The sequence below is a fragment of the Rhodococcus sp. NPDC006774 genome, from assembly GCF_040636045.1.
In the GTDB taxonomy this organism is placed as follows: domain Bacteria; phylum Actinomycetota; class Actinomycetes; order Mycobacteriales; family Mycobacteriaceae; genus Rhodococcoides.
Window position 1 is genome coordinate 100,391 of the sequence record NZ_JBEYIW010000001.1, and the last position, 25,844, is coordinate 126,234.

18 protein-coding genes are annotated in these 25,844 nt (G+C 64.0%); all 18 read right to left on the reverse strand.

Annotated elements, in window-relative coordinates; genetic code table 11:
- Nucleotides 1–12: 12 nt before the first annotated feature.
- Nucleotides 13–3,969 (reverse strand): DNA-directed RNA polymerase subunit beta', encoded by a 3,957-nt coding sequence (locus ABZ677_RS00485; protein ID WP_094633968.1) that lies wholly within the window; start codon nt 3,967–3,969, stop codon nt 13–15.
- 100 nt (nt 3,970–4,069) lie between these two features.
- Complete coding sequence (gene rpoB, locus ABZ677_RS00490; RefSeq protein ID WP_037191275.1) at nt 4,070–7,576, reverse strand: DNA-directed RNA polymerase subunit beta; 3,507 nt, start codon at nt 7,574–7,576, stop codon at nt 4,070–4,072.
- A gap of 518 nt (nt 7,577–8,094) precedes the next feature.
- Entirely contained in the window at nt 8,095–10,671 is a 2,577-nt protein-coding gene (locus ABZ677_RS00495) for an aminotransferase class III-fold pyridoxal phosphate-dependent enzyme (RefSeq protein WP_358366219.1), read from the reverse strand.
- A 210-nt stretch (nt 10,672–10,881) separates the two neighbouring features.
- Nucleotides 10,882–11,715, reverse strand: coding sequence for a hypothetical protein (locus tag ABZ677_RS00500; RefSeq protein ID WP_358366220.1), 834 nt, complete (start codon nt 11,713–11,715; stop codon nt 10,882–10,884).
- Nucleotides 11,716–11,772: 57 nt separating this feature from the next.
- On the reverse strand, nt 11,773–12,465 hold the full coding sequence (locus ABZ677_RS00505; RefSeq protein WP_094665725.1) for a hypothetical protein: 693 nt from the start codon (nt 12,463–12,465) through the stop codon (nt 11,773–11,775).
- 84 nt (nt 12,466–12,549) lie between these two features.
- Nucleotides 12,550–13,797 carry an MCE family protein gene (locus tag ABZ677_RS00510; RefSeq protein ID WP_358366221.1) on the reverse strand — a complete coding sequence of 416 codons (1,248 nt, stop codon included), beginning with the start codon at nt 13,795–13,797 and terminating at the stop codon, nt 12,550–12,552.
- Nucleotides 13,794–15,062, reverse strand: coding sequence for an MCE family protein (locus ABZ677_RS00515; RefSeq protein ID WP_358366222.1), 1,269 nt, complete (start codon nt 15,060–15,062; stop codon nt 13,794–13,796). The genes ABZ677_RS00510 and ABZ677_RS00515 overlap by 4 nt, the downstream gene beginning before the upstream one ends.
- A 29-nt stretch (nt 15,063–15,091) precedes the next feature.
- Nucleotides 15,092–16,375, reverse strand: coding sequence for an MCE family protein (locus ABZ677_RS00520; protein ID WP_358366223.1), 1,284 nt, complete (start codon nt 16,373–16,375; stop codon nt 15,092–15,094).
- Nucleotides 16,375–17,373 carry an MCE family protein gene (locus ABZ677_RS00525; RefSeq protein ID WP_358366224.1) on the reverse strand — a complete coding sequence of 333 codons (999 nt, stop codon included), beginning with the start codon at nt 17,371–17,373 and terminating at the stop codon, nt 16,375–16,377. Before ABZ677_RS00525 ends, ABZ677_RS00520 begins: the two co-directional genes overlap by 1 nt.
- A complete protein-coding gene (locus tag ABZ677_RS00530; protein WP_358366225.1) occupies nt 17,370–18,437 on the reverse strand; it encodes an MlaD family protein in 1,068 nt (355 codons plus the stop codon). Before ABZ677_RS00530 ends, ABZ677_RS00525 begins: the two co-directional genes overlap by 4 nt.
- Nucleotides 18,434–19,789, reverse strand: a complete 1,356-nt coding sequence (locus ABZ677_RS00535; RefSeq protein WP_358366226.1) for an MCE family protein — start codon at nt 19,787–19,789, stop codon at nt 18,434–18,436. The genes ABZ677_RS00530 and ABZ677_RS00535 overlap by 4 nt, the downstream gene beginning before the upstream one ends.
- Nucleotides 19,786–20,646, reverse strand: a complete 861-nt coding sequence (locus ABZ677_RS00540; RefSeq protein WP_027498223.1) for an ABC transporter permease — start codon at nt 20,644–20,646, stop codon at nt 19,786–19,788. Before ABZ677_RS00540 ends, ABZ677_RS00535 begins: the two co-directional genes overlap by 4 nt.
- Nucleotides 20,647–20,651: 5 nt before the next feature.
- The gene (locus ABZ677_RS00545) at nt 20,652–21,446 is read right to left on the reverse strand and encodes an ABC transporter permease (protein ID WP_358366227.1); all 795 of its coding nucleotides are present in this window, start codon (nt 21,444–21,446) and stop codon (nt 20,652–20,654) included.
- Between the two features lie 5 nt (nt 21,447–21,451).
- Nucleotides 21,452–22,597 (reverse strand): ABC transporter ATP-binding protein, encoded by a 1,146-nt coding sequence (locus ABZ677_RS00550; RefSeq protein ID WP_358366228.1) that lies wholly within the window; start codon nt 22,595–22,597, stop codon nt 21,452–21,454.
- Between the two features lie 446 nt (nt 22,598–23,043).
- Complete coding sequence (gene rplL, locus ABZ677_RS00555) at nt 23,044–23,430, reverse strand: 50S ribosomal protein L7/L12 (protein ID WP_032380460.1); 387 nt, start codon at nt 23,428–23,430, stop codon at nt 23,044–23,046.
- Between the two features lie 93 nt (nt 23,431–23,523).
- Entirely contained in the window at nt 23,524–24,105 is a 582-nt protein-coding gene (rplJ, locus tag ABZ677_RS00560; RefSeq protein WP_032380459.1) for a 50S ribosomal protein L10, read from the reverse strand.
- 338 nt (nt 24,106–24,443) lie between these two features.
- A complete protein-coding gene (locus ABZ677_RS00565) occupies nt 24,444–24,944 on the reverse strand; it encodes a class F sortase (RefSeq protein WP_358366229.1) in 501 nt (166 codons plus the stop codon).
- A gap of 101 nt (nt 24,945–25,045) precedes the next feature.
- A complete protein-coding gene (locus ABZ677_RS00570) occupies nt 25,046–25,804 on the reverse strand; it encodes a CHRD domain-containing protein (protein WP_037187126.1) in 759 nt (252 codons plus the stop codon).
- Between the last annotated feature and the right edge of the window lie 40 nt (nt 25,805–25,844).

Below are 25,844 nucleotides of genomic sequence, written 5' to 3' on the forward strand. Positions count from 1 at the left end.
GACGAAGTCGCTCTAGCGGTATTCGTTGGAGAAACCGTAGTCGTCGAGCGGCACTGCAGCACCGGTTCCCTGGCCGAAGCCGTCCGGGCTGTAGTACTGATCGTCGTACGACGGCACCGCGTATGCCGCGGCACGTGCCTCTTCGGTCGGCTGCACCGTGATGTTCCGGTACCGGTTGATGCCGGTACCAGCCGGGATGAGCTTACCGATGATGACGTTCTCCTTGAGACCTATGAGCTTGTCGCTACGGCAGTTGATCGCCGCATCGGTGAGCACACGAGTGGTCTCCTGGAAGGACGCTGCCGACAGCCACGAGTCGGTGGCCAGCGACGCCTTGGTGATACCCATCAGGACCGGACGTCCGGCTGCGGGCTCGCCACCCTCGGAGACGACGCGACGGTTGCTCGACTCGAATTCGCTGCGCTCGGTGAGTGAACCGGGCAGGAATTCGGTGGAGCCGCTGTCGATGATCGTCACGCGACGAAGCATCTGGCGCACGATCGTCTCGATGTGCTTGTCGTGAATAGACACACCCTGCGACCGGTACACCTCCTGGACCTCGTTGACGAGGTGGATCTGCACCTGCCGGGGACCCATCACGCGCAGGACCTCGTGCGGATCGGCAGCACCTTCCATGAGCTGCTGGCCGACCTCGACGTGGTCACCGTCCGCCAGAAGGCGCTCGGTGCCGTCGTCGTGCTTGAAGACGCGCAGACGCTGACGCTTGGAGAGCTTGTCGTAGACAACCTCTTCGCCGCCGTCGTCCGGGACGATGGTGATCTTGTAGAAACGATCGCCGTCCTCGAGCTGGATGCGTCCCGACACGTCCGCGATCGGAGCCTTGCCCTTCGGCACACGTGCCTCGAACAGCTCCTGCACGCGAGGCAGACCACCGGTGATGTCATCTCCGGCGACACCACCCTGGTGGAAGGTACGCATGGTCAGCTGGGTTCCGGGCTCACCGATGGACTGTGCGGCAACGATACCGACGGCCTCACCGATGTCGACCAGCTTGCCGGTGGCCATCGAGCGGCCGTAGCAGGTGGCGCAGACGCCGGTTCCCGTGGTGCAGGTGAGCACCGAGCGAACCTTGACCGACGTGATGCCCGCAGCGAGCAGCGCGTCGATGGCCGGGTCACCGAGATCGTGTCCGCGAGCGACGATGACCGTGCCGTTCTCGTCGACAGCGTCGTTCGCCAAGGTGCGGGCGTACGTGCTGGTCTCGACGTGAGCGTCGCGGATCATCTTGCCGTCGGCCATCTTCTCGGCGATCGTCGTGACGATGCCGCGCTCGGTGCCACAGTCGGTCTCCCGAACGATGACATCCTGCGAGACGTCGACCAGACGACGCGTCAGGTAGCCCGAGTCGGCGGTACGAAGCGCCGTGTCGGCCAGACCCTTACGAGCACCGTGCGTGTTGATGAAGTACTCGAGGACCGTCAGGCCTTCCTTGAAGGAAGACTTGATCGGACGCGGGATGAACTCACCCTTCGGGTTCGTCACCAAGCCCTTCATGCCGGCGAGCGAGCGAACCTGAGTCATGTTTCCGGCTGCGCCGGACTTCACGATCATCGGGATCGGGTTGTCGTCGGGGAAGTGGGCCTCCATGGCCTTACCGACCTGCTCGGTCGCGTCCTGCCAGATCTTGACCAGTGCGGAGTTGCGCTCGACCTTGTCGAGTGCGCCACGCTGGTACTTCTTCTCGATCTGATCGGCCTGAGCCTCGAAGGTCTCCATGATCTGCGGCTTCTCCGGCGGCACGAGGACGTCGGAGATCGAGATGGTGACACCCGAACGCGTGGCCCAGTAGAAGCCTGCGTCCTTGAGCTTGTCGACGGTCTGCGCGACGACGATCATCGGGTAACGCTCGGCGAGATCGTTGATGATGGTCGACTGACGCTTCTTCGGCATCTGCTCGTTGACGAACGGGTAGTCCGCCGGAAGCAGCTCGTTGAAGAGCACTCGTCCCAGAGTGGTCTCCGCGGTCCATGCCTCGCCGCGGTTCCAGCCGTTCGGGAACAGCTCGTTCTCGACGTCACGCGGCGGGCGCTGCGTGGTGAGACGAACCCGAATCTGCGACTGCACCGTAAGCGATCCACGGTCGACGGCCATCTGAGCCTCGGCCGGGGAGGAGTACGCCCCGAACTCGGCGTGGTCGGTCTTCGCGTCGGCGCGCTCGCCGACAGCACCGGCGTCGAGACGCGTCAGGTGGTACAGACCCGTCACCATGTCCAGACGCGGCATGGCGAGCGGACGGCCCGATGCAGGCGAGAGGATGTTGTTCGAGGACAGCATCAGCACGCGTGCCTCGGCCTGAGCCTCGGCGGACAGCGGGAGGTGGACAGCCATCTGGTCACCGTCGAAGTCGGCGTTGAACGCCTCACACACGAGCGGGTGCAGCTGGATGGCCTTGCCCTCGACGAGCTGCGGCTCGAACGCCTGGATGCCCAACCGGTGCAGGGTGGGTGCACGGTTCAGCAGCACGGGGTGCTCGGCGATGACCTCTTCGAGAACGTCCCACACCTGCGGGCGCTGACGCTCGACCATGCGCTTGGCCGACTTGATGTTCTGCGCGTGGTTCAGATCAACCAGACGCTTCATCACGAACGGCTTGAACAGCTCGAGAGCCATCAGCTTCGGCAGACCACACTGGTGCAGCTTGAGCTGCGGGCCGACGACGATGACCGAACGGCCCGAGTAGTCGACGCGCTTGCCGAGGAGGTTCTGACGGAATCGACCCTGCTTGCCCTTGAGCAAGTCGGAGAGCGACTTCAGCGGACGGTTACCCGGTCCGGTGACCGGACGTCCACGACGGCCGTTGTCGAACAGGGCGTCGACCGACTCCTGCAGCATCCGCTTCTCGTTGTTGACGATGATCTCGGGAGCACCGAGATCGATCAGGCGCTTGAGGCGGTTGTTGCGGTTGATGACGCGGCGGTACAGGTCGTTGAGGTCGGACGTCGCGAAACGTCCACCGTCGAGCTGCACCATCGGACGAAGCTCCGGTGGGATGACCGGGACAGCGTCCAGGACCATGCCCATCGGGGAGTTACGGCCGGCCTGGAATGCAGCGACGACCTTCAGACGCTTGAGCGCGCGCAGCTTCTTCTGACCCTTGCCACTGCGAATGGTCTCGCGAAGAGACTCCGCCTCGGCGTCGATGTCGAAGGTCTGCATGAGCTTCTGGATCGACTCGGCACCCATGGCACCGGTGAAGTACTCGCCGTACCGGTCGATGAGCTCGCGGTAGATGAGCTCGTCGACGATGAGCTGCTTGGGAGCGAGCTTGGTGAACGTGGTCCAGATCTCTTCGAGACGATCGAGCTCACGCTGCGCGCGGTCACGGAGCTGACGCATCTCGCGCTCGCCGCCGTCCTTGACCTTGCGGCGCACGTCGGACTTGGCACCCTCGGCTTCGAGCTCGGCGATGTCGGCTTCGAGCTTCTGCGCACGAGCCTCGAGATCGGCGTCGCGCTGATCTGCGACGGCCTTCTTCTCGACCTCCATCTCGGCCTCGAGAGTCGAGAGCTCGTTGTGACGGAGTTCGTCGTCGACCGTGGTGATGACGTAGGCAGCGAAGTAGATGATCTTCTCGAGATCCTTCGGAGCCAGGTCGAGCAGGTAGCCCAGACGCGACGGCACACCCTTGAAGTACCAGATGTGCGTGACCGGAGCGGCCAGTTCGATGTGGCCCATGCGCTCACGACGCACCTTGGCGCGAGTGACCTCGACGCCACAACGCTCACAGATGATGCCCTTGAAGCGGACGCGCTTGTACTTGCCGCAGTAGCACTCCCAGTCCCGAGTGGGGCCGAAGATCTTCTCGCAGAAGAGGCCGTCCTTCTCGGGCTTGAGCGTGCGGTAGTTGATGGTCTCCGGCTTCTTGACCTCGCCGTAGGACCACTGACGGATGTCGTCCGCAGTGGCAAGGCCAATGCGAAGTTCATCGAAGAAGTTGACGTCGAGCACGTAACTTCCTTTCCCCGTTATGGGTGTTGTGATACCGAATCAAAAACAAGAAATATCGCCCGGTGGGCCTGCATCGCTGCAGGCCCACCGGACCACAGAACTACTGTGCGAGGTCGTCGACCGTGGCAGCTTCGTTGCGGGAGAGGTTGATTCCCAGGTTGGCTGCGGCACGCTCGAGGTCTTCGTCGTCACCGTCGGCCATCGTGATGGCAGCGCCGTCCGAGGACAGCACCTCCACGTTGAGGCACAGCGACTGGAGCTCCTTGAGGAGCACCTTGAAGGACTCGGGGATACCGGGCTCCGGGATGTTCTCGCCCTTGACGATCGCCTCGTACACCTTCACGCGGCCGACAACGTCGTCCGACTTGATGGTGAGAAGCTCCTGCAGCGTGTACGCGGCACCGTAGGCCTGCATTGCCCAGCACTCCATCTCACCGAAGCGCTGTCCACCGAACTGCGCCTTACCGCCGAGGGGCTGCTGCGTGATCATCGAGTACGGCCCGGTCGAACGAGCGTGGATCTTGTCGTCGACCAAGTGGTGCAGCTTGATGATGTACATGTAGCCCACCGACACCGGGTACGGGAACGGCTCGCCGGAGCGGCCGTCGAACAACGTGGCCTTTCCGTCGGATCCGACCATCTGCTCGCCGTCGCGGTTGGGAATCGTGCTCTCCAGCAGGCCGGCGAGCTGATTCTCCTTGGCACCGTCGAACACCGGGGTGGCGATGTTGCTGTCGGCCGGAGCCGCCAACATCTCCTCGGGCAGACGCTCGGCCCAATCGGGCTTCGTGCCGTCCGCGGCGATCTGGACGTTCCAACCGGTCTTGCCGATCCAACCCAGATGGGTTTCGAGGACCTGACCGATGTTCATACGACGCGGAACACCGTGGGTGTTGAGGATGATGTCGATCGGGGTGCCGTCGGGCAGGAACGGCATGTCCTCCTGCGGGAGGATCTTGCCGATGACGCCCTTGTTGCCGTGACGGCCGGCGAGCTTGTCGCCGTCCTGGATCTTTCGCTTCTGAGCCACGTAGACGCGGACCAGCTCGTTGACGCCGGGAGGCAGATCGTCGTCGTCGTCGCGCGAGAAGACGCGGATGCCGATGACCTTTCCGTTCTCGCCGTGCGGAACCTTGAGCGAGGTGTCGCGAACTTCGCGAGCCTTCTCACCGAAGATGGCGCGCAGCAGGCGCTCTTCGGGGGTCAGCTCGGTCTCGCCCTTGGGCGTGACCTTTCCGACCAGCACGTCGCCGTCACGAACCTCGGCACCGATACGGATGATGCCGCGCTCGTCGAGGTCTGCGAGGACTTCGTCGGAGACGTTCGGGATGTCGCGAGTGATCTCCTCGGCACCGAGCTTGGTGTCGCGAGCATCGATCTCGTGCTCCTCGATGTGGATCGAGGTGAGAACGTCCTCTTCCACGAGGCGCTGCGACAGGATGATCGCGTCCTCGTAGTTGTGGCCCTCCCACGGCATGATCGCCAGCAGCAGGTTCTTGCCGAGTGCCATCTCACCGTTCTCGGTGCAGGGGCCGTCGGCGAGGACCTGGCCGGACTCGACGCGCTGTCCCTCGTCCACGATCGGACGCTGGTTGGCGCACGTGCCCTGGTTGGAACGCGCGAACTTGCGCATCCGGTAGGTCTTGCGCGATCCGTCGTCGGCCATGACCGTGACGTAATCGGCGGAGACCTCTTCGACCACACCGGTCTTCTCGGTGATGACGACGTCACCGGCGTCGACAGCTGCACGCAGCTCCATGCCGGTTCCGACGATCGGCGACTCGCTGCGAACCAGCGGGACTGCCTGACGCTGCATGTTCGCGCCCATCAGCGCACGGTTGGCATCGTCGTGCTCGAGGAACGGGATCATTGCGGTTGCGACGGACACCATCTGGCGCGGCGAGACGTCCATGTAGTCGATGTCGTCGGACGAGACGAACTCGACCTCTCCACCCTTACGACGGACGAGAATCTTGTCCTCGATGAAGTGACCCGAATCGTCGACCGGGGAGTTCGCCTGCGCGAGCGTGTGGCGATCCTCCTCGTCGGCGGTCAGGTAATCGACATCGTCGGTGACCTTGCCGTCGACGACCTTGCGGTACGGGGTCTCGATGAAGCCGAACGGGTTGACGCGTGCGTACACCGAGAGCGATCCGATCAGGCCGATGTTCGGGCCTTCCGGGGTCTCGATGGGGCACATGCGGCCGTAGTGCGACGGGTGAACGTCGCGGACCTCGAGGCCGGCGCGCTCACGAGAGAGACCGCCGGGTCCCAGTGCCGACAGGCGACGCTTGTGCGTCAGACCCGACAGCGGGTTGTTCTGGTCCATGAACTGCGAGAGCTGGGACGTTCCGAAGAACTCCTTGATCGCAGCGACGACGGGACGGATGTTGATCAGGGTCTGCGGCGTGATCGCCTCGACGTCCTGAGTCGTCATACGTTCGCGCACGACGCGCTCCATGCGGGACAGGCCCACGCGGATCTGGTTCTGGATGAGCTCGCCGACGGTACGCAGACGACGGTTGCCGAAGTGGTCGATGTCGTCGACCTCGACCGGAACCTCGACGCCGTCGGGTGCGGTCATCGAGGTCTCACCTGCGTGCAGACGCACCAGGTACTCGATGGTCGCGACGATGTCTTCCTCGGTGAGGGTCGACGCCACGATGGGCTGACCCGAGTTGAGGCCGAGCTTCTTGTTGATCTTGTAGCGACCCACGCGAGCGAGGTCGTAGCGCTTGTCCTTGAAGAACAGGTTCTCCAGCAGGGTCTGCGCCGACTCCTTGGTCGGCGGCTCGCCCGGACGCAGCTTGCGGTAGATGTCGAGGAGAGCCTCGTCGGTACCGGCGGTGTTGTCCTTCTCCAGCGTGGCCATGAGGATCTCGGAGAAGCCGAAGCGCTCCGTGATCTGCTCGGTGGACCAGCCGAGAGCCTTCAGCAGCACCGTGACGGGCTGGCGACGCTTGCGGTCGATGCGGACACCGACGGTGTCGCGCTTGTCGACGTCGAACTCGAGCCATGCACCACGGCCGGGGATGACCTTGACGCTGTGCAGGTCCTTCTCGGTGGTCTTGTCGATCGAGTGATCGAAGTAGACGCCCGGCGAACGCACCAGCTGCGAGACGACGACACGCTCGGTGCCGTTGATGATGAAGGTGCCCTTGTCGGTCATCATCGGGAAATCACCCATGAAGACCGTCTGGCTCTTGATCTCACCGGTGTTGTTGTTGATGAACTCGGCCGTGACGAACAGCGGAGCCGCGTACGTCATGTCCTTGTCCTTGCACTCATCGGTCGAGGCCTTGACCTCGTCGAATCGTGGATCGGAGAAGGAGAGAGACATCGAGCCCGAGAAGTCCTCGATCGGGGAGAGCTCGGTCAGGATGTCCTCGAGTCCACCGGCGACACTGCTGTCTCCGCGGGCGGCGGCACGGTCACGCCAACTCTGCGCACCTACCAGCCATTCGAACGAATCCGTCTGTACATCGAGGAGACCGGGTACCTCCAACGGCTCGCGAATGTTCGCGAACGAAACCCTCCTCGGGGCTCCCGGTGTTCCGACAACTGCCTTGGTCTGGCTAGAGACTGCCAAGATGCGTCCTTCCAGCACCTCACGCGGGTCGCTCGTGCAGTGCGACCGCCGCTGTATCTGTTTGCTATATGTGGGGCGAATTTCGGCTGGTGCAACCAGACCGAATCCCCATCACAGCGGCCCGAAAACGTGCTTTCGGGTAACAGCGATCGAGAGGTGGACAGGAGGCAGCCAGCGCAACGTCCAAAGGTACCCCAAATGTGCGCAGAGCGCAACGGGGGCATCAAAAGTAGCACCCGGGGTCCAGTCGTGCGCTGACTCGACGAAAGCGTGTCGCCTGCCGGACGCCCGATGCCGCTTCGGCCACGAAACCACTGGGGGTGCTCCTGACGACAAGAGTGAACCGTGCCGCCCCCTTCGTCAAGAGGTTCGGCCCGATCCGTTGTCCGAGATCGCACTCGAACCAGGCTCACCAGGCTCGTCAATGGACCATTGCACCGCCGAGACGTGTGCAACGGTCCATTGACGCGGTCGGGGGCGGGGCGGTCGGGGGGCGGTCGGGGGCGGGTACACCGACGCGTCCCGCCCCCTGCCGTCTACCGGTTCGCCTCGCGCCACCGCGTGGCCTCGGCGAGCGCGAACCCGTGGACATCCGCCAACTCACCCAACCGCTCCACGCTGTCGCCGTCGAGGGTGGTGCCGATGCTGCGCAGTCCGAACTCACCCGACAACGCGATCAGCATCGTCTCGGCCATGCAGGCATACGTCAGCCCAGGAGCCAACCCGTACGTCAACCCGAAATCCGAACCCGACGGCACCCGCACGATGCCGCCGTCGAACACCGTCACGTCGGGCCGCTCACTGCGCACGTCCCGGCCGATGTTCGGCGGCTGCGCCACATCGCAGACGATGGCACCCTCCATCAGATCCGTCGGATCGATCAGCGCATGCGGCGCCGACGTCGCAGCGATGACGATCAACGAATCCTCCACCGCAGCAACAGGATCGGTGAAGAACTCGACGTGCCGCGACCTGATCAGATCGTCCAGATCACCGTCGACCGCGTGCGCGGCAGCGGCCAGATCTCCCGAACCCGCACCGGCCCGAGCGCTCGCCACCATCTCCTGCGCGGCCGCCCACAGCTTGGGCGCGATGACCGAACTCTCCCCCCGCCTACCGACCAGCACGATGCTGCCGACCTCGCCGGCCAACTGCATGCCGATGGTTCGCCCGATCGCCCCGGCGGCACCGAGAATCGTCACCCGAGCCCGCGCGACATCGATAACGCGTTCACGGCACACGCGTCGAACAGCCCGCAGACTCGCCGCAGCGGTGAACGTGTTGCCGGTGGTGATCGGTCGCGTCGTCGCGCCGAGACCCAACCCGTTCCCGGTGATCACCGACGAATAGCCGCCCAACCCGACGACCGTCGCACCGCGGGAGATGGCCAGTTCGACGGCCCCGCCCACCACTGCCAGCGCACGCTCGGTCGGCAGGCGCAGCAACTGCTCGGAGGTGTACGGCAGCCCGATCAGATCACCGTGCGCCGTCGCCTCCCCACCCCCGACGACCCGGCCACTGCCGATGACGAACGACGCGGGTTCGAGCTCGGATGTCGACGCCGCGAACCGCTCGAGCAGATCCTGCCGCTCGCCGTGGTCGAACACCTCCAGCGCCGGATCGAACGCCGCGAAGAAGCCGAGATCGAGAGGATGCGCGATGAACGCGAAGCGTCGATCCGTCGGCCGTACCGCGATATCGGGCGTCCGCCCGGGGCGCAACGCCTCGAGTGCGGGCGGAGTGGCGACGGTCGGGCGGCCCAGCAGATGCCCGAACAATCCGTCCATGTCCCCCACCGCCGCATAACCCAATGCCCGATCCAATGCTGCGACCAGACGCGAGCACTGCACCGCCGAGACCGTCAGCGGTGGTTCGATCCGAATCACCCTGTTGCCGAACAGAGTCGGAGCCACTCGTATCCCCTCCACATCGAGCAGGTACGAGCAGATCACCACGGCCAGGTTGTGTTGATCGGCAATCGATCCCAGCAGCGACTGCCGCCCGACGAAATTCACGTCCGCGGTCAGTTCCAAGCCGAGCAGCAGTCCCCTACCGCGCACCTCGGTCACGACCGACGGATACTTCTCGGCCAGCCTGCTCAGATCGTTCTTCAGCTGACGCCCGAGCACAGCCACTCCGGTGACCAGTGCGCAGTCGTCTCGGGTCAACTCGTCGAGAACCGCGATACCCACCCGCGCAGCCAACGCGTTTCCCGCGAAGGTCGACGTGTGGCGCAGCGCGAAACTCTCGTTCACCAACTCCGGACGGCACAGCACCGCGCCTACCGGCACGATCCCACCACCGAGAGCCTTGGCGACGGTCAGAATGTCCGGCACCACCCCCTCGTGCTCGGCGGCGAACATCCTACCGGTCCGGCCCAGCCCTGTCTGCACCTCGTCGAGAGCCATCAGCACCCCGTGCCGATCGCAGATCTCCCGCACGCGGCGCAGGTACCCATCGGGCGGACACACCACTCCGCCCTCACCCTGAATCGGCTCCACCAGAAACACCGCATAATGCCCGGTCGCCGCCGCCAGGGCCGCGTCGAGCGCGTCCGAATCACCGAACTCGATATGGTCGAATCCCTCGACCGGTGCGCCGAAACCGCTCTGGTACTTGATGTTTCCCGTCGCAGACAACGCTCCGAGAGTCTTGCCGTGAAAACTGTTCCCGGTGGTCAGCACACCGAGCCGACCGGTGTGCGCTCGCGCGATCTTGAGCGCCACCTCGGTCGCCTCGGTACCACTGTTGACGAACGTCGTTCGCGTCAATCCGTCGGGTGCGATGCGCCCCAACCGATCTGCCAGTTCCCCGGCCGCGCTCAGCACCGAGGGCTGCACGAAAATCGCTTCCCCGCTGCAGCGAACGTCGTTGACCGCCTGCCAGATCGGAGTGGGACCGTGCCCGAACGGAAGGGCACCGTACGCCCCGGCGAAGTCCAGATAACGACGGCCCGACGCGTCGAACAGGACAGTCCCGTCGCCCCGCACGTACTCGCGATCCAGATTCAGCGCAGACAACAGCCGATACAGTTCGGGATTGACGTGTTCGGCAAAGCCCGATCGACCGGACCTGGATTCCAGCACGGAATAATCGATAGTTGTGTCGGTCATGACAGCATGCTCCGTTTTCATCGGATCCACCCCTGGCTGTCGAGCTGTGAATGGTTGTCCCGAACAACCAGGGCTCGTCCCAAGCCAGGACGCAAACGCGATGGTAACTCCGCGGCAAGCCGGTGACAGCTGGCCGAAAACCACACGAAAAAGCCCCGTCCGAGCAGGCTTCTGCGTCGAACGGGGCTGGATCGAGTGCCGGCTGGGCTACTACTGATCGTCGATGGCCGACAACTTCCAGGTGCCGTCGACCTTCTCCATGTTCACTGTCAACGGGCCCTCGGCACTGCCCGACGCGACACCGTTCTGCGTGGCACTGATGTTCACGTTGGCGATCAGTTCCGCCCTGCCATCCTCTAGCCGCGAGACTCCGATATCGGTGACCATGGCCTCGGTTCCCGTATCCGTCTGCACCACAGCCGATTTGGTGGTGTCGGCGGTGGAGTTGAACTCGTCGAGCATCGACTGATTGAGCACTGCACGGGCGGCATCGAAATCGGCATCGATCGTGGCGGCCTTGTACGTGTACAAGGTCTGCAGCGCATCGGTCGCGGCCGAGGTGACCTCTTGAGTCGCCGCGGAATCCACCCAGGCCGCATTGTCGATCGTGGCGAACGGCTTGAACGCGGCCACGGCAGCGAACGCGCCGAGCACAACGGCAATGACCGCAACGACGATCACGTGCTTGTAGCCGATCCCCGACGCCGACGCCGACGCGACGGACGCGTCGGTCGACTCGGAATCGGCAGCAGGCTTGTCGGCAGCAGGCTTGTCGAGAACAGGCTTCTCGGCAGAAGGCGTCGCGGTTGCGGGCTTGTCTGCTGCAGGCTTGTCGAGGGCCGGCTTGTCGAGGGCAGGCTTGTCCGACACAGGCTCGGTGGGCGGCGTCGTGGTGATCGCCGCCGTCTCGGTCGCAGCCGATCCCTCGGCACCGGTCGAGTCCGTGTCGGTGTTGGCAGCACTCGGCTTCCCGGTGCCGGCCACCTTGCGTCGAACCTTGCTGGTGGTGGTGGGTGGAACGATCTTGCGACGCTGGGGAGGCACTACAGAACTCCTTCGAAACTCACTTCGGTACAGACGGAAAACACCACTGCCGGATTCTCAGTTACCGCCGGAGTCCGGCTCGGGAGCAGGCGTCGCGTCCGTACCGGGGTCGGCCGCATTCGGATCGGCGGCATTCGGATCGGCGGGGCCGCCCGGTTCGTTCGGGATGACGGGGTTGGTGCTGGGGTTGTCGAGCGAGATCCGCGAACCGATCGGGTCGACCTTGTTGGTCTTCCACACCCCGTCGATCTCTTCCATGGCCAGGCTCATCGTCAGCTTGCTGCGCTCGATGCGGTCGGGCCAGGTGGTGGTCGTCGCGATGACCACGAGAGCGGTGGCGGTGTTCTCGTCCGTGCTCAGCTCGGTCAACGTTCCGTGCAGCACCTCGGCGTCGCTCTTGGCACCGGACTGACGAACCTGGTCGGTGATACCCGACCGCGTCTGCTCGAGGTCGTTGAGCATCAGGTCGCCGGTGATGGACGACTTCATGTTGTCGAACGACTGATCGATGTTGGCCGCGTCGACAGTGTTGAGGTTGACGGCCGCTTGCTGAGCGCCGGTGAGAGCAGAGTCGCGGGTGTCCGCGGTGGGCTTCTGACTCAGCAAAGCATTGCCCCAGCCGTATCCGAAGAACACGGCCGCTGCGAGGGCCGCCACGGCGATCACCGTGACGACGGCAAAGAGGATTTTCGCGGTCTTGTTACGCCCTGGAGTCGCTGAGGACTCCAGGGCTTCGGTGCTCGAGTTCACACTTTCCACCCTACTACTCGGTAATATCCGGCCGAACCACTCTCGGCCCGACGATAGTGCTGAGCAGCAGTTCCACCGATTCCTCTACTTCGGCGTGACGCCGATCAGCGGTGCCAACTGGGTTGCAATGGGGTTGAGGTTCAGCTTCTCGGGATCGACCTTGGGCTTGAGGTCCCACGGCTGCGGCACGTCCGGATCGGCGAACACGATTCGGTTCGCGCTACGAACACCGGTGACGCTGCCCTGCGGCGTAGCGCAGTTCGCATCGAGGTTCAGCGGGTAGTTCTCCCGCGTCTCGTCGAAGTTCGGATTCTTCCGCTTCTCCTCGTCCAGGATCGCCTGGCTGCCCTCGTAGCCGACGGTGCACGGCGGCGGGTTGTTGGTTTCGAGCAACAGACCCTGATGGATCGTGCCGTCGTCCGGGACGATCGTCGAGATACCGGCACCGAGTGCAGGCAGGAACGTCAGGAACGGACGAAGCGCAACGTACCGAGGTTCGGCCTGAGCAGCGACCAAGGCCAGGTTGTTGATATCGGTAGTCAGAGCAGGACCCGCATCGGTGATGAGGCCACCGAGCTGGTCGCCCGCCGCAGTACCGGTATCGATCAGGCGACGGATGTCCGGATCGCTCGACTTCAGCTGAGCCGTCACCTCGTCCAGGCTGGTACTGAACTGTCGAATCAGGTCCGACTGCTCGGACTGCGTGTTCAGCACCGGCACCGCATCGCGAACCAACGCGAGCGTCTGCGGCAGGGCCTCGTTTCCGGCCTCGGAGATGTTCCCGAGCGAATCGACGAGAGAAGCGAGATCGTTGCCCTTACCGTCGAATGCGACGCCGAGCTCGTTGACGACTCGCGTCAACGTCTCCAGCGGTACCGACCGAACCAGCGTGTTCGTGTTGGCGAGAACCTCTTCCACCGGCACCGGCGTGGTGGTGTCGGCCTGCGCTATCTGCGACCCTTCGACCAGGAACGGGCCCTGATCGGTCTCGGGCTGCAGGTCGACGTACTGCTCACCGATTGCCGATCGGTTGGCCACGACGGCCTTGGTGTCGGCAGGGATGTCGGGGCCACCGTTGTCGAGCATGAGCGCGACTCGGATGCCGTCCTCGGTCAATTCCAGATCTCCGACGGTTCCCACCGGGACACCTCGGTAGGTGACCTCGGCGTTGGAGAAGATGCCACCGGAATCGGCGAGGTTCAGATCGACCTGGTACTGCCCGAAACCGAGCATGTTGTCCAGGCGCACGTACTTGGCACCGACATAGACCAACCCCACTACGGCGACCACGACGAAGAGGACCAATTGAATGCGAACCAGTCTCGATCTCACTGTCCAACTCCGAATCGCTCGAGCAGATCGTTCAACGGTGCGAACGGATCGGCCGGTGCGGGCGCGGCGGCCGCCGCTGCCTGCTCGTTCGCGGGTGCACCAGGGCCGGGAACCGGTGACGGGATGATCGGCGGCAACGGCAGCAGCGAGATCGTCGGCCAACCCGGGCGCGGTCCGTTGCCGTTGTAGTACGGATTCGACGGGTCGACGACGGGCAGCGTGTTGCCGTACTTGGGCTGGACGTACACCGGATCGCCTTCGCCGACGCCGAAGTTGCGCAGCGCCGTTCCGATCGACAGGTCGAGCGAGAGGAACAGGTTGGCCGAGTTGCCCTCGATGATCTTCTCCGTGCCGTCCGCGAACGGCAGCGTGGGAATGACCGCCAGCGAGCTCACCACGTCGTCCGCCGAATCGGCCAAGGCCTGGAGCGTGGGGCGTAGTGCCCGCAGGTCCGCGATGAGATCGTCCTTGGAACGGTCGATCACGTCGGTGCCGACGGCTCCGAGACGGTCTAGCGCTCCGAGCATCTCGGTCAGCTGCGGGCGCTGCTGCTCGAGAACCTCGGTGGCGATCGGCAGATCCTTGAGCACTGCGTCGATCTTGTCGGTCTGCGTGTTGACGCGGCCGCTGAGAGTGTCGAGACCGTCGATGGCGCGGGTGATGTCGTCACGCTGCCGGTTGAGGCCGTCGATCAGCGTGTTCGCCTGCTGCAGAAGCTCTTTGGTTCTGCCTTCGCGACCGTCGAATGCCGTGCTCAGTTCCTTGACGATCGGCGAGAGCTGCCCGACACCGCCGCCGTTGAGCAGCAGCGAGAGCGCACCGAGGACCTGCTCGATATCGGTGGCATGGCGGGTGCGATCGAGCGGGATCGTGGCCCCATCCTGCAGACGCGCTGCTTGCTCGTCGCCAGGAGGTGCCGAGAGCTGCACGAACTTCTCACCGAGCAGGTTGGTCTGCTGCACCGATGCGATGGCATTGGCCGGCAGGTCGACGTCGGAGTTCAGGATGACGTTGACGTCGGCGGTCCAGCCGTCGTTCGGGACCGTGATCGAGTCGACTCGGCCGACCGAGACACCGTCGACCTTCACGGTCGACTGCGGCACGAGGTCCAGTACGTCGTCGAACTGCACCGTCAGGTTCATCGGGTTCTCACCGACGTCGGCACCGCCGGGCAGCGGTATGGCGTAGATCCCGGCCGACGAGCATGCTCCAGCGGACAGCGCCACCACGCACGCACCGGCTGAGACCACCAAAGAACGCTTCACTCGAGCTCGATTCCGTTTCACAGAGGTTCTCACTGTCCCCCACCTCCGATGTACGACTGCTCCAGTCCGGGCATCGTGCTGTTTCCGAGCCTCGGCGAGACGACGCCGGGAACGGTGCCGGGAACGGATACGTTCTGCTCGATGTCGTTGGTGAGAACACCGAACGGCAGCACGATCCGGTTCTGGTCGGTGATCGGGGCCTGGATCATCGTGGTGATGTTGGCGCACTGATCGATGATCGGCTGAATCTGCGCACCGAGGGCCTCGAAGCGCGGATCCCCGGGAACGAGCTTGCCGAGATCGAGGAGCTTGCACACGGTGCCGAGCGGATCCTGCGTCTCGTTCTGGAGGTTGGCGCGCAAGGCGAGCGTTCCCGACTCGGCGTCGTAGGCGTTCACCAGGTTGCTGATGGCCAGCGGCAGCAACGTGAGCGTTTGCACCAGCTGCTCGCGGTTGTCGGCGAGTGTCTGAGTCGGAACCGTGAGACCGTTCGCGGCATCGGTCAGTTCGGTCCGATTGTTCGCGACGAACGTCGCCACGTCGCCGAGCGAGACCGACAGCTGTTGCAGTGCAGCTCCCAGGTCCTCTCGCTGGCCCGACAGGAAACCGGTCAGATCGGCCAACTGGGTGTTGAAGTTACGTACCTGCTGATCGTTGACGGCCAAGGCACTGACGAACGTCTGCAGGTTCTTGATCGTGTCGAACACGTCGGTGCGCGAGTCACTCAACGTTCGACCGGCGGCCGAGAGCTGGGTGATGCTGTTGCCCAACGCTTCACCGTTGCCGTCGAGGTTTGCTGCACCGGTGTTGACCAGATCGGTGAGAGCGCCGTCCTTGTTCGCGCCGTCCGGACCGAGGGCGGTGGACAGGTCGTTGATGGACTTGTACAGCTCGTCGACCTCGACGGGTGTTGCGGTGCGATCCCGACCGATCGTCGTGCCGTCGGCCATGGTGTCGCCGCCGGTGTAGACGGGCGAGAGCTGGACGTAGCGATCGGCCACGAGCGACGGGGTGACCTGTACGGCCTTGGCGTCGGCCGGGATATCGACACCGCGATCGACGCGAAGGACTACCTCCACGTCGTCGCCGAGCGGCGTGACGGAATCGACCGTGCCGACCTTGACGCCGAGTACGCGCACCTCCGAGCCGGAATAGATGCCGATCGACTTGTCGAAGTAGGCGGTGATCTTGGTCGTGCCCGCCCTGGTGAACAGCCACCAGCCGGCGACCGCGAGGACGAGCGCCACGATCACGACGACGGCGATCAGCGCGAGCTTGTTCTTGTTTCTCGGTGCTGTCTGCGTGTCTGTCATCAGTTCCCCGCCAACGTATCGAGCGCGGGCTGGCGGTAACCAGGTATCAACGGAACTCCGGGAGGTGTGAGGTTGGCCAGCGTGATGTCGAGCCATCGACCGTTGCCGGTCACGTTCGTGTACAGCCGAATGAACGGTTCGTACAGCTTCAGCGCACGGTCGAGGTTGTCGTTGTTGCGCTGCAGAATGTCGATGACGCCGTTGAGCTGCTGCAGCATCGGGTTGATGGTGGCCTCGTTGTCGCGAACCAACCCGGTCAGCTCCTGCGACACTCGCTGAGTGCCGGTGAGCAGCTGCGAGATGGCCTGCTGCCGATTGTTGAGCTCTTCGAGAAGCGGGCCCGCGTCGGTGATCAGTTGGTTGAACTGCTCGTTGCGGTCGGCCAACACCTTCGAGGTCTCGCCGGTGGCCTCGAACAGCTTCTTGAGCTCCTCGTCGCGGCTGGCCACGGTCTGCGACAGCCGGGTGACGCCGTCGAGCGAGGCACGGATGTTCGCAGGCGTCTCGGAGAACGCCTCGGACAGGGTCCGCATACTCGTCGCCAGCTGATCGGTGTCGATGTCGCTGATGGTCGACGCCGCATCGGAGAACGCGTCGATGACGTCGTACGGGGACGTGGTGCGCTCGAGCGGAATCGGGTCCTTGGGGCTCAACGTCTCCGGACCGCTCGGGTCGAGCGCCAGGTACTTCTGCCCCAGCAGGGTCTTGATGGCAATGGCGGCCCGCGACTCGTTGCCGACCCAGGCGTCCTGCACCGTGAAGTCCACGAGCACCCGGTCGCCTTCGAGACGAACGTCGGTGACCTTGCCGACCTTCACGCCGGCGATACGGACCTCGTTGGACGGCTTGAGACCTGCTGCCTCGCTGAACTCGGCGGTGTACACCGAACCCGCACCGATGATCGGGAGCCGGTCGAGAAAGAAGACCGACATCGTGGCGAGCAGGATGATCGCGATGCCCAGTGCACCGATGGTGGCCGGACTACGACGAGATTTCATTGTTTGATCCCCCCAGCTTTGCAACGCTCTGCCGAGTTCGTGTACAGCGGCTGGTTGACGGTTGGAAGCCCGGTCGGCAGATTCAGATTCGGCGAGTTACCCGGTCCGGCGACGATGTCGATACCGCACAGATAGAACGTGAACCAGGATCCCTGCTGGGCCGTGCGAATGAGCTTGTCGAGCTTGACGGGCAGAATTCCGAGGACCTTGTCCACGTCGTCGCTTCGTCGATTGACCGTCTCGGCCAACGTGTTCAACGCAGTCACCGAACCCTGGATCGACGGCCTGGTCGGCTCGAGCAGGTCGGCAGTCGCGTTGGTCAGGCCGGCGAGCGACGTCACGGCGGAGCCGACGACACCACGGTCGGCCGACAGGCCCGAGACGAGCTGCTGAGTGTTGACGATCAGGCTGTCGAGCTGCCCGTCGTTCTGGTTCACCGTCTCCAGCACGTTGTTCAGATTGTTGATGACCTGGCCGATGACCTGATCCTTGTCGGCGACGGTGTTCGTCAGGGTCGCCGTATTGGTGACCAGTTCGTTGATGGTGCCCGACTCCCCCTGGAACACCTGAATGATCTGGTACGACAGCTTGTTGACGTCGTCGGAACTGAGCGTGGTGAACAGCGGACGGAAGCCGTCGAAGAGCGTGGTCAAGTTCACCGCAGGCTTGGTCCGCTCCAACGGAATGGTGGCACCCTCGGTGATCTTCCGACCCTGATCTCCCGAACCTTGCTCGATGGCGATGTAGCGCTGGCCCACCAGGTTCCGGAATCGGATGGTCGCCGTCGAACTGGCAGGCAGCCAATCACGACTGCTCAGAGTGAAGTCCACCTTGGCTTCGCGCTCGTTGGCGATCTCGATCTTGTCGACCTGGCCGACACGAACGCCCGCGATACGAATCTCGTCGCCCTCGTTGAGAGACGTGACGTCGGTGAACACAGCCGAGAACTTGGTGCCGCCGCCGCCGCTGGAATTGGCGATGGTGAAGGCAAGGGTGGCCGTAGCAATGATCGTGATCACGGCGAACACGACCAACTTGATGATCGGCGCGAGAAGGCCTCTCATGGCACGGTCACCTCCACTCCTCTCAGTGCCGGTGCGCCGATAGCGGCCGCCCACGACGGAATACTGTCCGGTGCAACACCACTCGCCTGTCCGTAGATCACGGCGAGAGTGTCACGCTCGAAGTCGGAGCCCTCGTAGCTCGCCGGCTGCGCGGATGCGGAGACGGCGGGAACGATGGAACTCTGAGCCGACTTCGGTGGTCCCTGTCCTTCGATCACCTGCGGGCCCGGGTTACGGGTCGGCACCTGGTAGGAACCGTCGTTGATCGAGCCTCCCGGATACTGCGGGAAGAACTCGCCCGGCGCTGCAGGCTCGAAGCAAGTGGCCCCGCGATCGTCGAACAAGCGCGGCTCGTCCTGGTTCGGCAAGTAACGGCCCTTCGGGTTGACGAACGATGCGGACACATTGATGCCGGGGTACTCGTCGCCCTCGCCGAGAACGACCGCGCCACGCCTGGCACCTTCGGCGAACTGGCTGAACGTGCAGCCGAACGTCGGGGAGAACTCGGCCAGCAGCTCGAGCGCTTCCCGAGAGTTCGCGGCCAATCCGATCAGGTTCTCGGAGTTGGTCTGCAGGAAATCCGCGGTCGTGTAGGACGCCGAGGTCAGCGAGCCGTACAGCGTGTCGAGGCTGGACTGCCGCTCGACCACGGTGTTACCCGTCGTCCGCAGGTTGTCCAGCGCCGAGACCAGGTCCGGTGCCGCGTCCGCGTAGGTCTGCGAGAAGTCGGCCAGCCCGACCAATGTCTGCTGAATGTTCGGCAACTCCGTGTTCAGACCCGACACGATGTTCGTCAGGTTGTCGATGGTCTGCCCGAGCTGCTCACCGCGCCCGCTGAGGCCCTGTGCCAACGACCCGAGGGTGTTCGCCAGATCCTGTGGCGGAATCGCCTGCAGCAGTGGAAGCAAGCCGTCGAGCAACTGCCCGACCTCGATGGCGTTTCCGCTGGTGTCCTGTTTGAGGACCGTGCCCTCGGAGATCGGCGACGCCGTATCGTTCTCGGGCAGGATCAGCGCGACGTACCGCTCACCGAACAGTGTCTTGGGAAGCAACCGTGCCGTCACGTTCGACGGAATCAGCGGTGCCTTGTCCGGATCGATGGCGAGCTGCGAGGTCACGACACCGTCGACGGTGGACGCCGACCGCACCTCGCCGACGATCATTCCGCGCACCTTCACATCCGCGTTCATCGGTAGAGCGTTTCCGACCGAGTCGGTTTCGAGGCTGACGTTCACCACATCTTTGAACGTCTTGTTGTAGGAGGTGATGCTCCATCCCAGGAACAGGATGAGCACCAGAAAGAACGCCAAACCGAGGAGTACTCGCTTCAGTCGCGACGGCGAGTCGATCATCCCGCAACCCTCACTGTGGTGGTCGTGCCCCAGATGGCGAGGCTCAAGAAGAAGTCCAGTACTGCGATCGTGACGATCGCGGTACGAACGGCACGGCCCACTGCCACGCCGACACCGGCAGGTCCGCCGGAGGCGTGGTAGCCGTAATAGCAATGGATCATGATCAGGACGAAGGCGAATATCAGCACCTTCAAGAACGAATACAACACGTCTTCCGGAGGTAGGAAGAGGTTGAAGTAGTGATCGTAGGACCCCGTGGACTGCCCGTTGAAAATCGTGCTGATCCCTCGAGATGCGACGTACGACGCCAACAACCCGACGATGTACAGCGGGATGACGGCCACGAAGCCTGCGATCATGCGGGTGGTCACCAGGAACGGCACGCTGGGAACGGCCATCACCTCGAGCGCGTCGATCTCCTCGGAGATTCGCATGGCACCGAGCTGGGCGGTGAAACCACAGCCGACGGTGGCCGAGAGCGCCAGTCCTGCGACGATCGGCGCGATCTCACGGGTGTTGACGTACGCGGACAGGAATCCGGTGAGCACGGAGCTACCGAGCTGTTCGAGGGCGGCATAGCCCTGCAGACCGACGACGATGCCGGTGAAGCCGGACATCATCACGATCACGCCGATGGTTCCACCGATGACCGCGAGCGCACCGCTACCGAAGGTCACCTCCGCCAGCAGGCGGAGCACCTCCTTCTTGTAATGCACTGCGGTCTTCGGAATCCACCCGATGGCCCGCAGGTAGAACGACATCTGCTCGCCTGCGCGGTCGAGCACGTTGAGCGGGGCATTGCCGACACGCTTGACGCGCATCAGCGTGCGGTCACCGCGACCTCTTGCGATAGTCATCGCGGTTACGCTCCCTTCGCTGGGACGACCTGGAGATACACCAGGGTCAGGATGAGGTTGGCGAAGAAGAGCAGCAGGAACGTGATGACAACCGTCTGGTTCACTGCCTCGCCGACGCCCTTCGGTCCGGGGTTGGGATTGAGCCCCTTGTAGGAGGCGATGATGCCCGCGATGAGTCCGAAGATGGCCGCCTTGGCTTCTGCGACATACAGATCCGGGAGCTGCGCGAGCGCTCCGAAGGACGCCAGATACGCACCGGGGGTACCGCCCTGAAGGATCACGTTGAAGAAGTAGCCGCCGGCGATGCCGACGACCGAGACCAGGCCGTTGAGCAACAGTGCGACGAGGATCATCGCGAGCACTCGGGGAACGACGAGACGATGTACCGGGTCGATACCCAGCACTCGCATGGCGTCGATCTCCTCGCGAATGGTGCGAGAGCCGAGGTCTGCAGTCACAGCAGAACCGGCAGCACCGGCCACCAGCAGCGCGGTCACGATCGGACTGCCCTGCTGGACGACCGCGAGCACGCTGGCCGCACCCGTGAACGACTCGGCACCGAGCTGCTTGATGAGCGATCCGGTCTGCAGCGACACGACCGCGCCGAACGGAATGGCGACGAGCGCCGTCGGCAGAATCGTGACGCTGGCGATGAACCAGGCCTGCTCGATGAACTCGCGGAACTGGAACGGCCTACGGAAAGTGTTGCGAACCACCTCGACGAACAGTTCGACGATATTGCCGGCTTGTGTCAGAGCGGCGCTCGCCGGAGCGAACGCGGACTTCTTCGATCCCCCCATGTCTGCTATTGACCCCGACCTTGTGTTGGAGCTTGGTAGCCCTGCTGATCATGACCTTGCCCGCTGTAACTCTGCTGGCCGTAACCCTGCTGGTCGTAACCCTGCTGGTCGTAACCCTGCTGGTCGTAACCCTGCTGCTGGTCTGCATACGCGGGGTAACGCTGACCCGGGTCGGTGGTGTCGAGGCTTTCCTGGATCGCAACCTGGGCATTGTGCGGCAGGGTGTGCATGATCTGGCGGACGCGCTCCTGCCTACGCCCGACGGCCTGGCGCACCGGAGTTCCGGGAGTGGCCTTCATCTGCGGCACGATGCCTTCGACGTCGTCGACGCCACCGGCGTGGTGCCCGGCGTCGACCATGGCCTGCTCCTGCGCCATCTGCGCCTCGTCCTTCTCCTCCGACATGCCGATCGGACCGATCATCGTTCCGTTGAGGAACTGCTTGACCACCGGCTCGTCGCTCGTCAGGAGCACCTCGCGGGGGCCGAACATGACCAGCTGGCGACGGAAGAGCATGCCGATGTTGTCGGGCACCGTCCGAGCGAGGTTGATGTTGTGCGACACGATCAGGATCGTGGCGTCGATCTCGGCGTTGATGTCGATCAGGGTCTGCGAGATGTATGTGGTGCGAACGGGATCGAGGCCGGAGTCCGGTTCGTCGACCAGGATGATCTCGGGATCGAGAACCAGGGCGCGGGCGAGGCCGGCGCGCTTACGCATACCGCCGGAGATCTCGCCGGGCAGCTTGTCCTCGGCACCGAGCAGACCCGTCAGTTCCAACTTCTCCATGACGATCTTGCGGATGTCGGACTCGGACTTCTTCGTGTGCTCGCGGAGCGGGAACGCGACGTTGTCGTAGAGGTTCATCGAGCCGAACAGTGCGCCGTCCTGGAACAGCACCCCGAAGAGCTTGCGGATCTCGTAGAGCTCACGTGAGGAGCACTGCAGGATGTCGGTTCCATCGATGAAGATCTTGCCCTGCTCGGGCCGGAGGAGGCCGATCAGAGACTTCAGGAAGACCGACTTACCGGTTCCGGACGGACCGAGAAGAGCACTGACTTCACCCTTCGGCAGGGTCAACGTCACGTCCTGCCAGATCTTCTGTACACCGAAAGACTTGGTCAATCCCTCGACCGACACCTCGACTCCCACGCTGACCTCCACAATTCGTACACATCGACCCAGATGTGGGTTGCGTCACTGTAACCCATGCACGTGTCCGCTCCGACACAGGAGCTTACCGCCCAGTAAGAACTTCCCCGAGTCAGGCTGTAGAGCTTGCATCAGTGTGGCTCATCTCACGCGACACGGTCGCCGACTCGCCAGAACTGTGACAAGTCCCTGCGGTGCCAAGCTGTGACAGACCACAAACAATGACGGCCAAAACCCTTCGGAAGGCTTCGGACTTCGGCGAGGTCGAGTAAACAGTGGTGCGGAGCGAGTGTCACGCGATCCGGCGGAGTCCGTGACCGATCACAACGACGCGTCATCCGGTGCCACCATGAACACAGAAAAGGGGCCGTTCCCACCGAAGTGGGAACGGCCCCTCGACCCGCTCTCGATTTCAGAGCGTGAAGTACGACTGCAGTGAAGCGGTCTTACTTGACGGAGATCTTTGCGCCGGCAGCTTCCAGCTTCTCCTTGGCAGCCTCGGCTGCATCCTTGGCGACCTTCTCCAGGATTGCCTTCGGAGCGCTCTCGACGAGGTCCTTGGCTTCCTTCAGGCCGAGGCCGGAGACGACCTCACGGACGACCTTGATGACCTGGATCTTCTTGTCGCCGGCCGACTCGAGGACGACGTCGAACTCGTCCTGCTCTTCGGCAGCCTCAGCCGGAGCACCGGCTGCGCCTGCTGCTGCAACTGCGACGGGAGCGGCTGCGGTGACCTCGAAGGTCTCCTCGAATGCCTTCACGAACTCGCTGAGCTCGAGGAGGGTGAGCTCCTTGAACTGGTCGAGCAATTCTTCGGTGCTGAGCTTCGCCATGGTGGCGGGTCCTTCCTGTAAGTACCTGGTCACTGATCCGCGACTGGTGTTCGGTGATGGTGTGGAGCTGAGCTGTTCGCCGATACCAGCGGATCAGCTTTCGGCGGGAGCTTCCGCCGGTGCTTCTGCTTCTGCAGGTGCCTCGGCTGCGGCGGGTGCGCCGGCAGCCTTCTTCTCCTGCAACGCGAACGCCAAACGCGCGAACTGCGATGCGGGAGCGTTGAACAGGCCTGCAGCCTTCGACAAGTTGCCCTTCATGGCGCCGGCGAGCTTGGCCAACAGGATTTCGCGCGACTCGAGGTCTGCGATCTTGTTGATCTCGTCCACGGACAGCGTTGCGCCGTCCATGTAGCCGCCCTTGACGATCAAGGCCTTGTTGTCCTTCGCGAAGGCCTTGATGGCCTTCGCGGCGTCGACCGGCTCGCCCTTGATGAATGCAATGGCGGTCGGTCCGACGAACAAATCGTCGAGGCCGGTGATACCGGCTTCGGCAGCTGCGCGCTTGACCAGGGTGTTCTTGGCGACGGAGTACGTGGCACCTTCGCCGAGCGCACGCCGGAGCTGAGTCAGACCGGACACCGACAGGCCACGGTATTCCGTGACGACGGCAGCCGTCGAACCCTTGAACTGTTCGGTGATCTCCGATACTGCTGAGACCTTTTCGGGCTTTGCCATACTTCGCCTCCTCTCGTGGGAAGTTGTGTCGATCGCGAGAGGGCCGGAAAACGACGAACGCCCCGGCGCAAGAAGCACACGGGGCGTGAACGAGCGGCAGCCACGAGGACTGCATACAGGTTCCCTACCTCGTTCTCCTGCGTGGGCCGTCCGAAGCGATCTCGGACCTTCAACCGCGCAACTCCCGGAAGCGAATCCTTCGAGAAGGCGGTGACCAACGGTCTTGGGTAGAACTTGATTGGGCGGTCAGGGCACAAGTGCGAGCACTCGTGATCCGAACCGTCGACCAGGTTACAACACGTTCGGTGTCAACTCCAAAACGTTCGATGTTCGCACTGTCATATGCGCACCCCGTACAGGACCAGGTTGCGCTCGTAGCTGCCCACGGCTGCATCGAAGTCACCCGAACACGTGATGAGCCGGATCTCGTCGGCAGGCACGGCACCGAAGACCAGTGCCGTCGGGAACTCGGCTTTGCCGTAGTCACCGATCTCGTCGATGCGGTACTCGGCCCGACCACCCGCCTCGTCCTCGACCGCGACGACATCGCCGGCTCCGAGTTCCGACAGACGATCGAACACCGCGGGGCCGGTCGTCGAGTCCACGTGCCCGGCGATCACCGTCGGGCTGCCGATCGCGCCGGGACGGCCACCTCCGGTGAACCACCCGACGTCGTCGTAGTCGGTGGGCACCTGCATCTCCCCCGATTCGGTGAGACCCAGGCCGATCAACGGGTCGTCGAGATCGATGTCCTCGGCGCTCACCCGCGTCGGGGCCGGTCGCACCGAGTCCACTGCGGGCGCAGTCGGGGCAGCGCCCGACGACGACTGCGAGGCCACGGGCGCTGCCGGTGTCGGGGCCGTCGCCGGTGGCGGTGGCGGTGGCGAGGAACAGCCCACCACCACCGCCGCGGCTGCGGCCGCGATCAGGACCGAATATCTCAGCTCCGCACCTCGCGTCGAGCCGCGAACGTCACGCCCGCAACGACCATCGCGCCCAGAGCCACTGCGCCGACGACGGGAACCACCGAGCTCGACGCCGAATCGGACGCCGCGACTGCCGAGCCGCCACCTCCGGTTGCCACCGATCCGACCGGAATCTGGGTCAGCTGTCCGCGCACCGCTCCCGCCGAGAAGTCGACGGTGTGGGTGTCGGCGGCAAAGGCCGCGGGATCGGCTTCGATCTGATCGAGGGTGAATCCGGTACCGCTGTCCGCATCGGCACCGGCCGGAGTGAGGCCGGTGGTGAACGGTCCCTGCATGCAGCCGCTGCTGGTACGCGGGCCGTCGCCGATGGGGGTCGGGTTGGGGAATGCCAGACGCGGAGGTCCTGCTGCGCCCGCTGCCGCCTGGTGGATGTGCGTGGCGGTCTTGGCCGGGCTCATGTAGTCGCCGGTCACGCCTTCGAGCGCGATGTCGTAGCAGACGATGTCGAGATCGGAGTTGATGCGCAGCGTGAAGGTGCCCATCGCGCCGGGCTGCCCCGGAGTGGCGACTCCCTCACCGTTGAGCACCTGGTCGGGAGTGGCCATGGCCGTGAACGCGCTGGTGAACGAATCCGGTTCGGCGACAGGCGTATCGGCACCGGCCGGGGCAGCGGCGAACAGCATCAGCGCGGCGGCGGTGGCCGTACCACCGACGACGGCGGTGGCGGTGGATCGGATCGACGTTGCCGGGCGTGGGATCGAGCGTCTGGTCATCTCGTGTGCCTTCCGTGGGAGTATCGGGCAAGCGAGCCCG

Coding starts and splice junctions, on each gene's coding strand:
- ABZ677_RS00540 (WP_027498223.1), bottom strand. CDS start 20,646: ATGACTATCGCAAGAGGTCGCGGTGACCGCACGCTGATGCGCGTCAAG.
- rplJ (WP_032380459.1), bottom strand. CDS start 24,105: ATGGCAAAGCCCGAAAAGGTCTCAGCAGTATCGGAGATCACCGAACAG.
- rplL (WP_032380460.1), bottom strand. CDS start 23,430: ATGGCGAAGCTCAGCACCGAAGAATTGCTCGACCAGTTCAAGGAGCTC.
- ABZ677_RS00495 (WP_358366219.1), bottom strand. CDS start 10,671: ATGACCGACACAACTATCGATTATTCCGTGCTGGAATCCAGGTCCGGT.
- ABZ677_RS00530 (WP_358366225.1), bottom strand. CDS start 18,437: ATGAGAGGCCTTCTCGCGCCGATCATCAAGTTGGTCGTGTTCGCCGTG.
- ABZ677_RS00535 (WP_358366226.1), bottom strand. CDS start 19,789: ATGATCGACTCGCCGTCGCGACTGAAGCGAGTACTCCTCGGTTTGGCG.
- ABZ677_RS00525 (WP_358366224.1), bottom strand. CDS start 17,373: ATGAAATCTCGTCGTAGTCCGGCCACCATCGGTGCACTGGGCATCGCG.
- ABZ677_RS00520 (WP_358366223.1), bottom strand. CDS start 16,375: ATGACAGACACGCAGACAGCACCGAGAAACAAGAACAAGCTCGCGCTG.
- ABZ677_RS00570 (WP_037187126.1), bottom strand. CDS start 25,804: ATGACCAGACGCTCGATCCCACGCCCGGCAACGTCGATCCGATCCACC.
- ABZ677_RS00545 (WP_358366227.1), bottom strand. CDS start 21,446: ATGGGGGGATCGAAGAAGTCCGCGTTCGCTCCGGCGAGCGCCGCTCTG.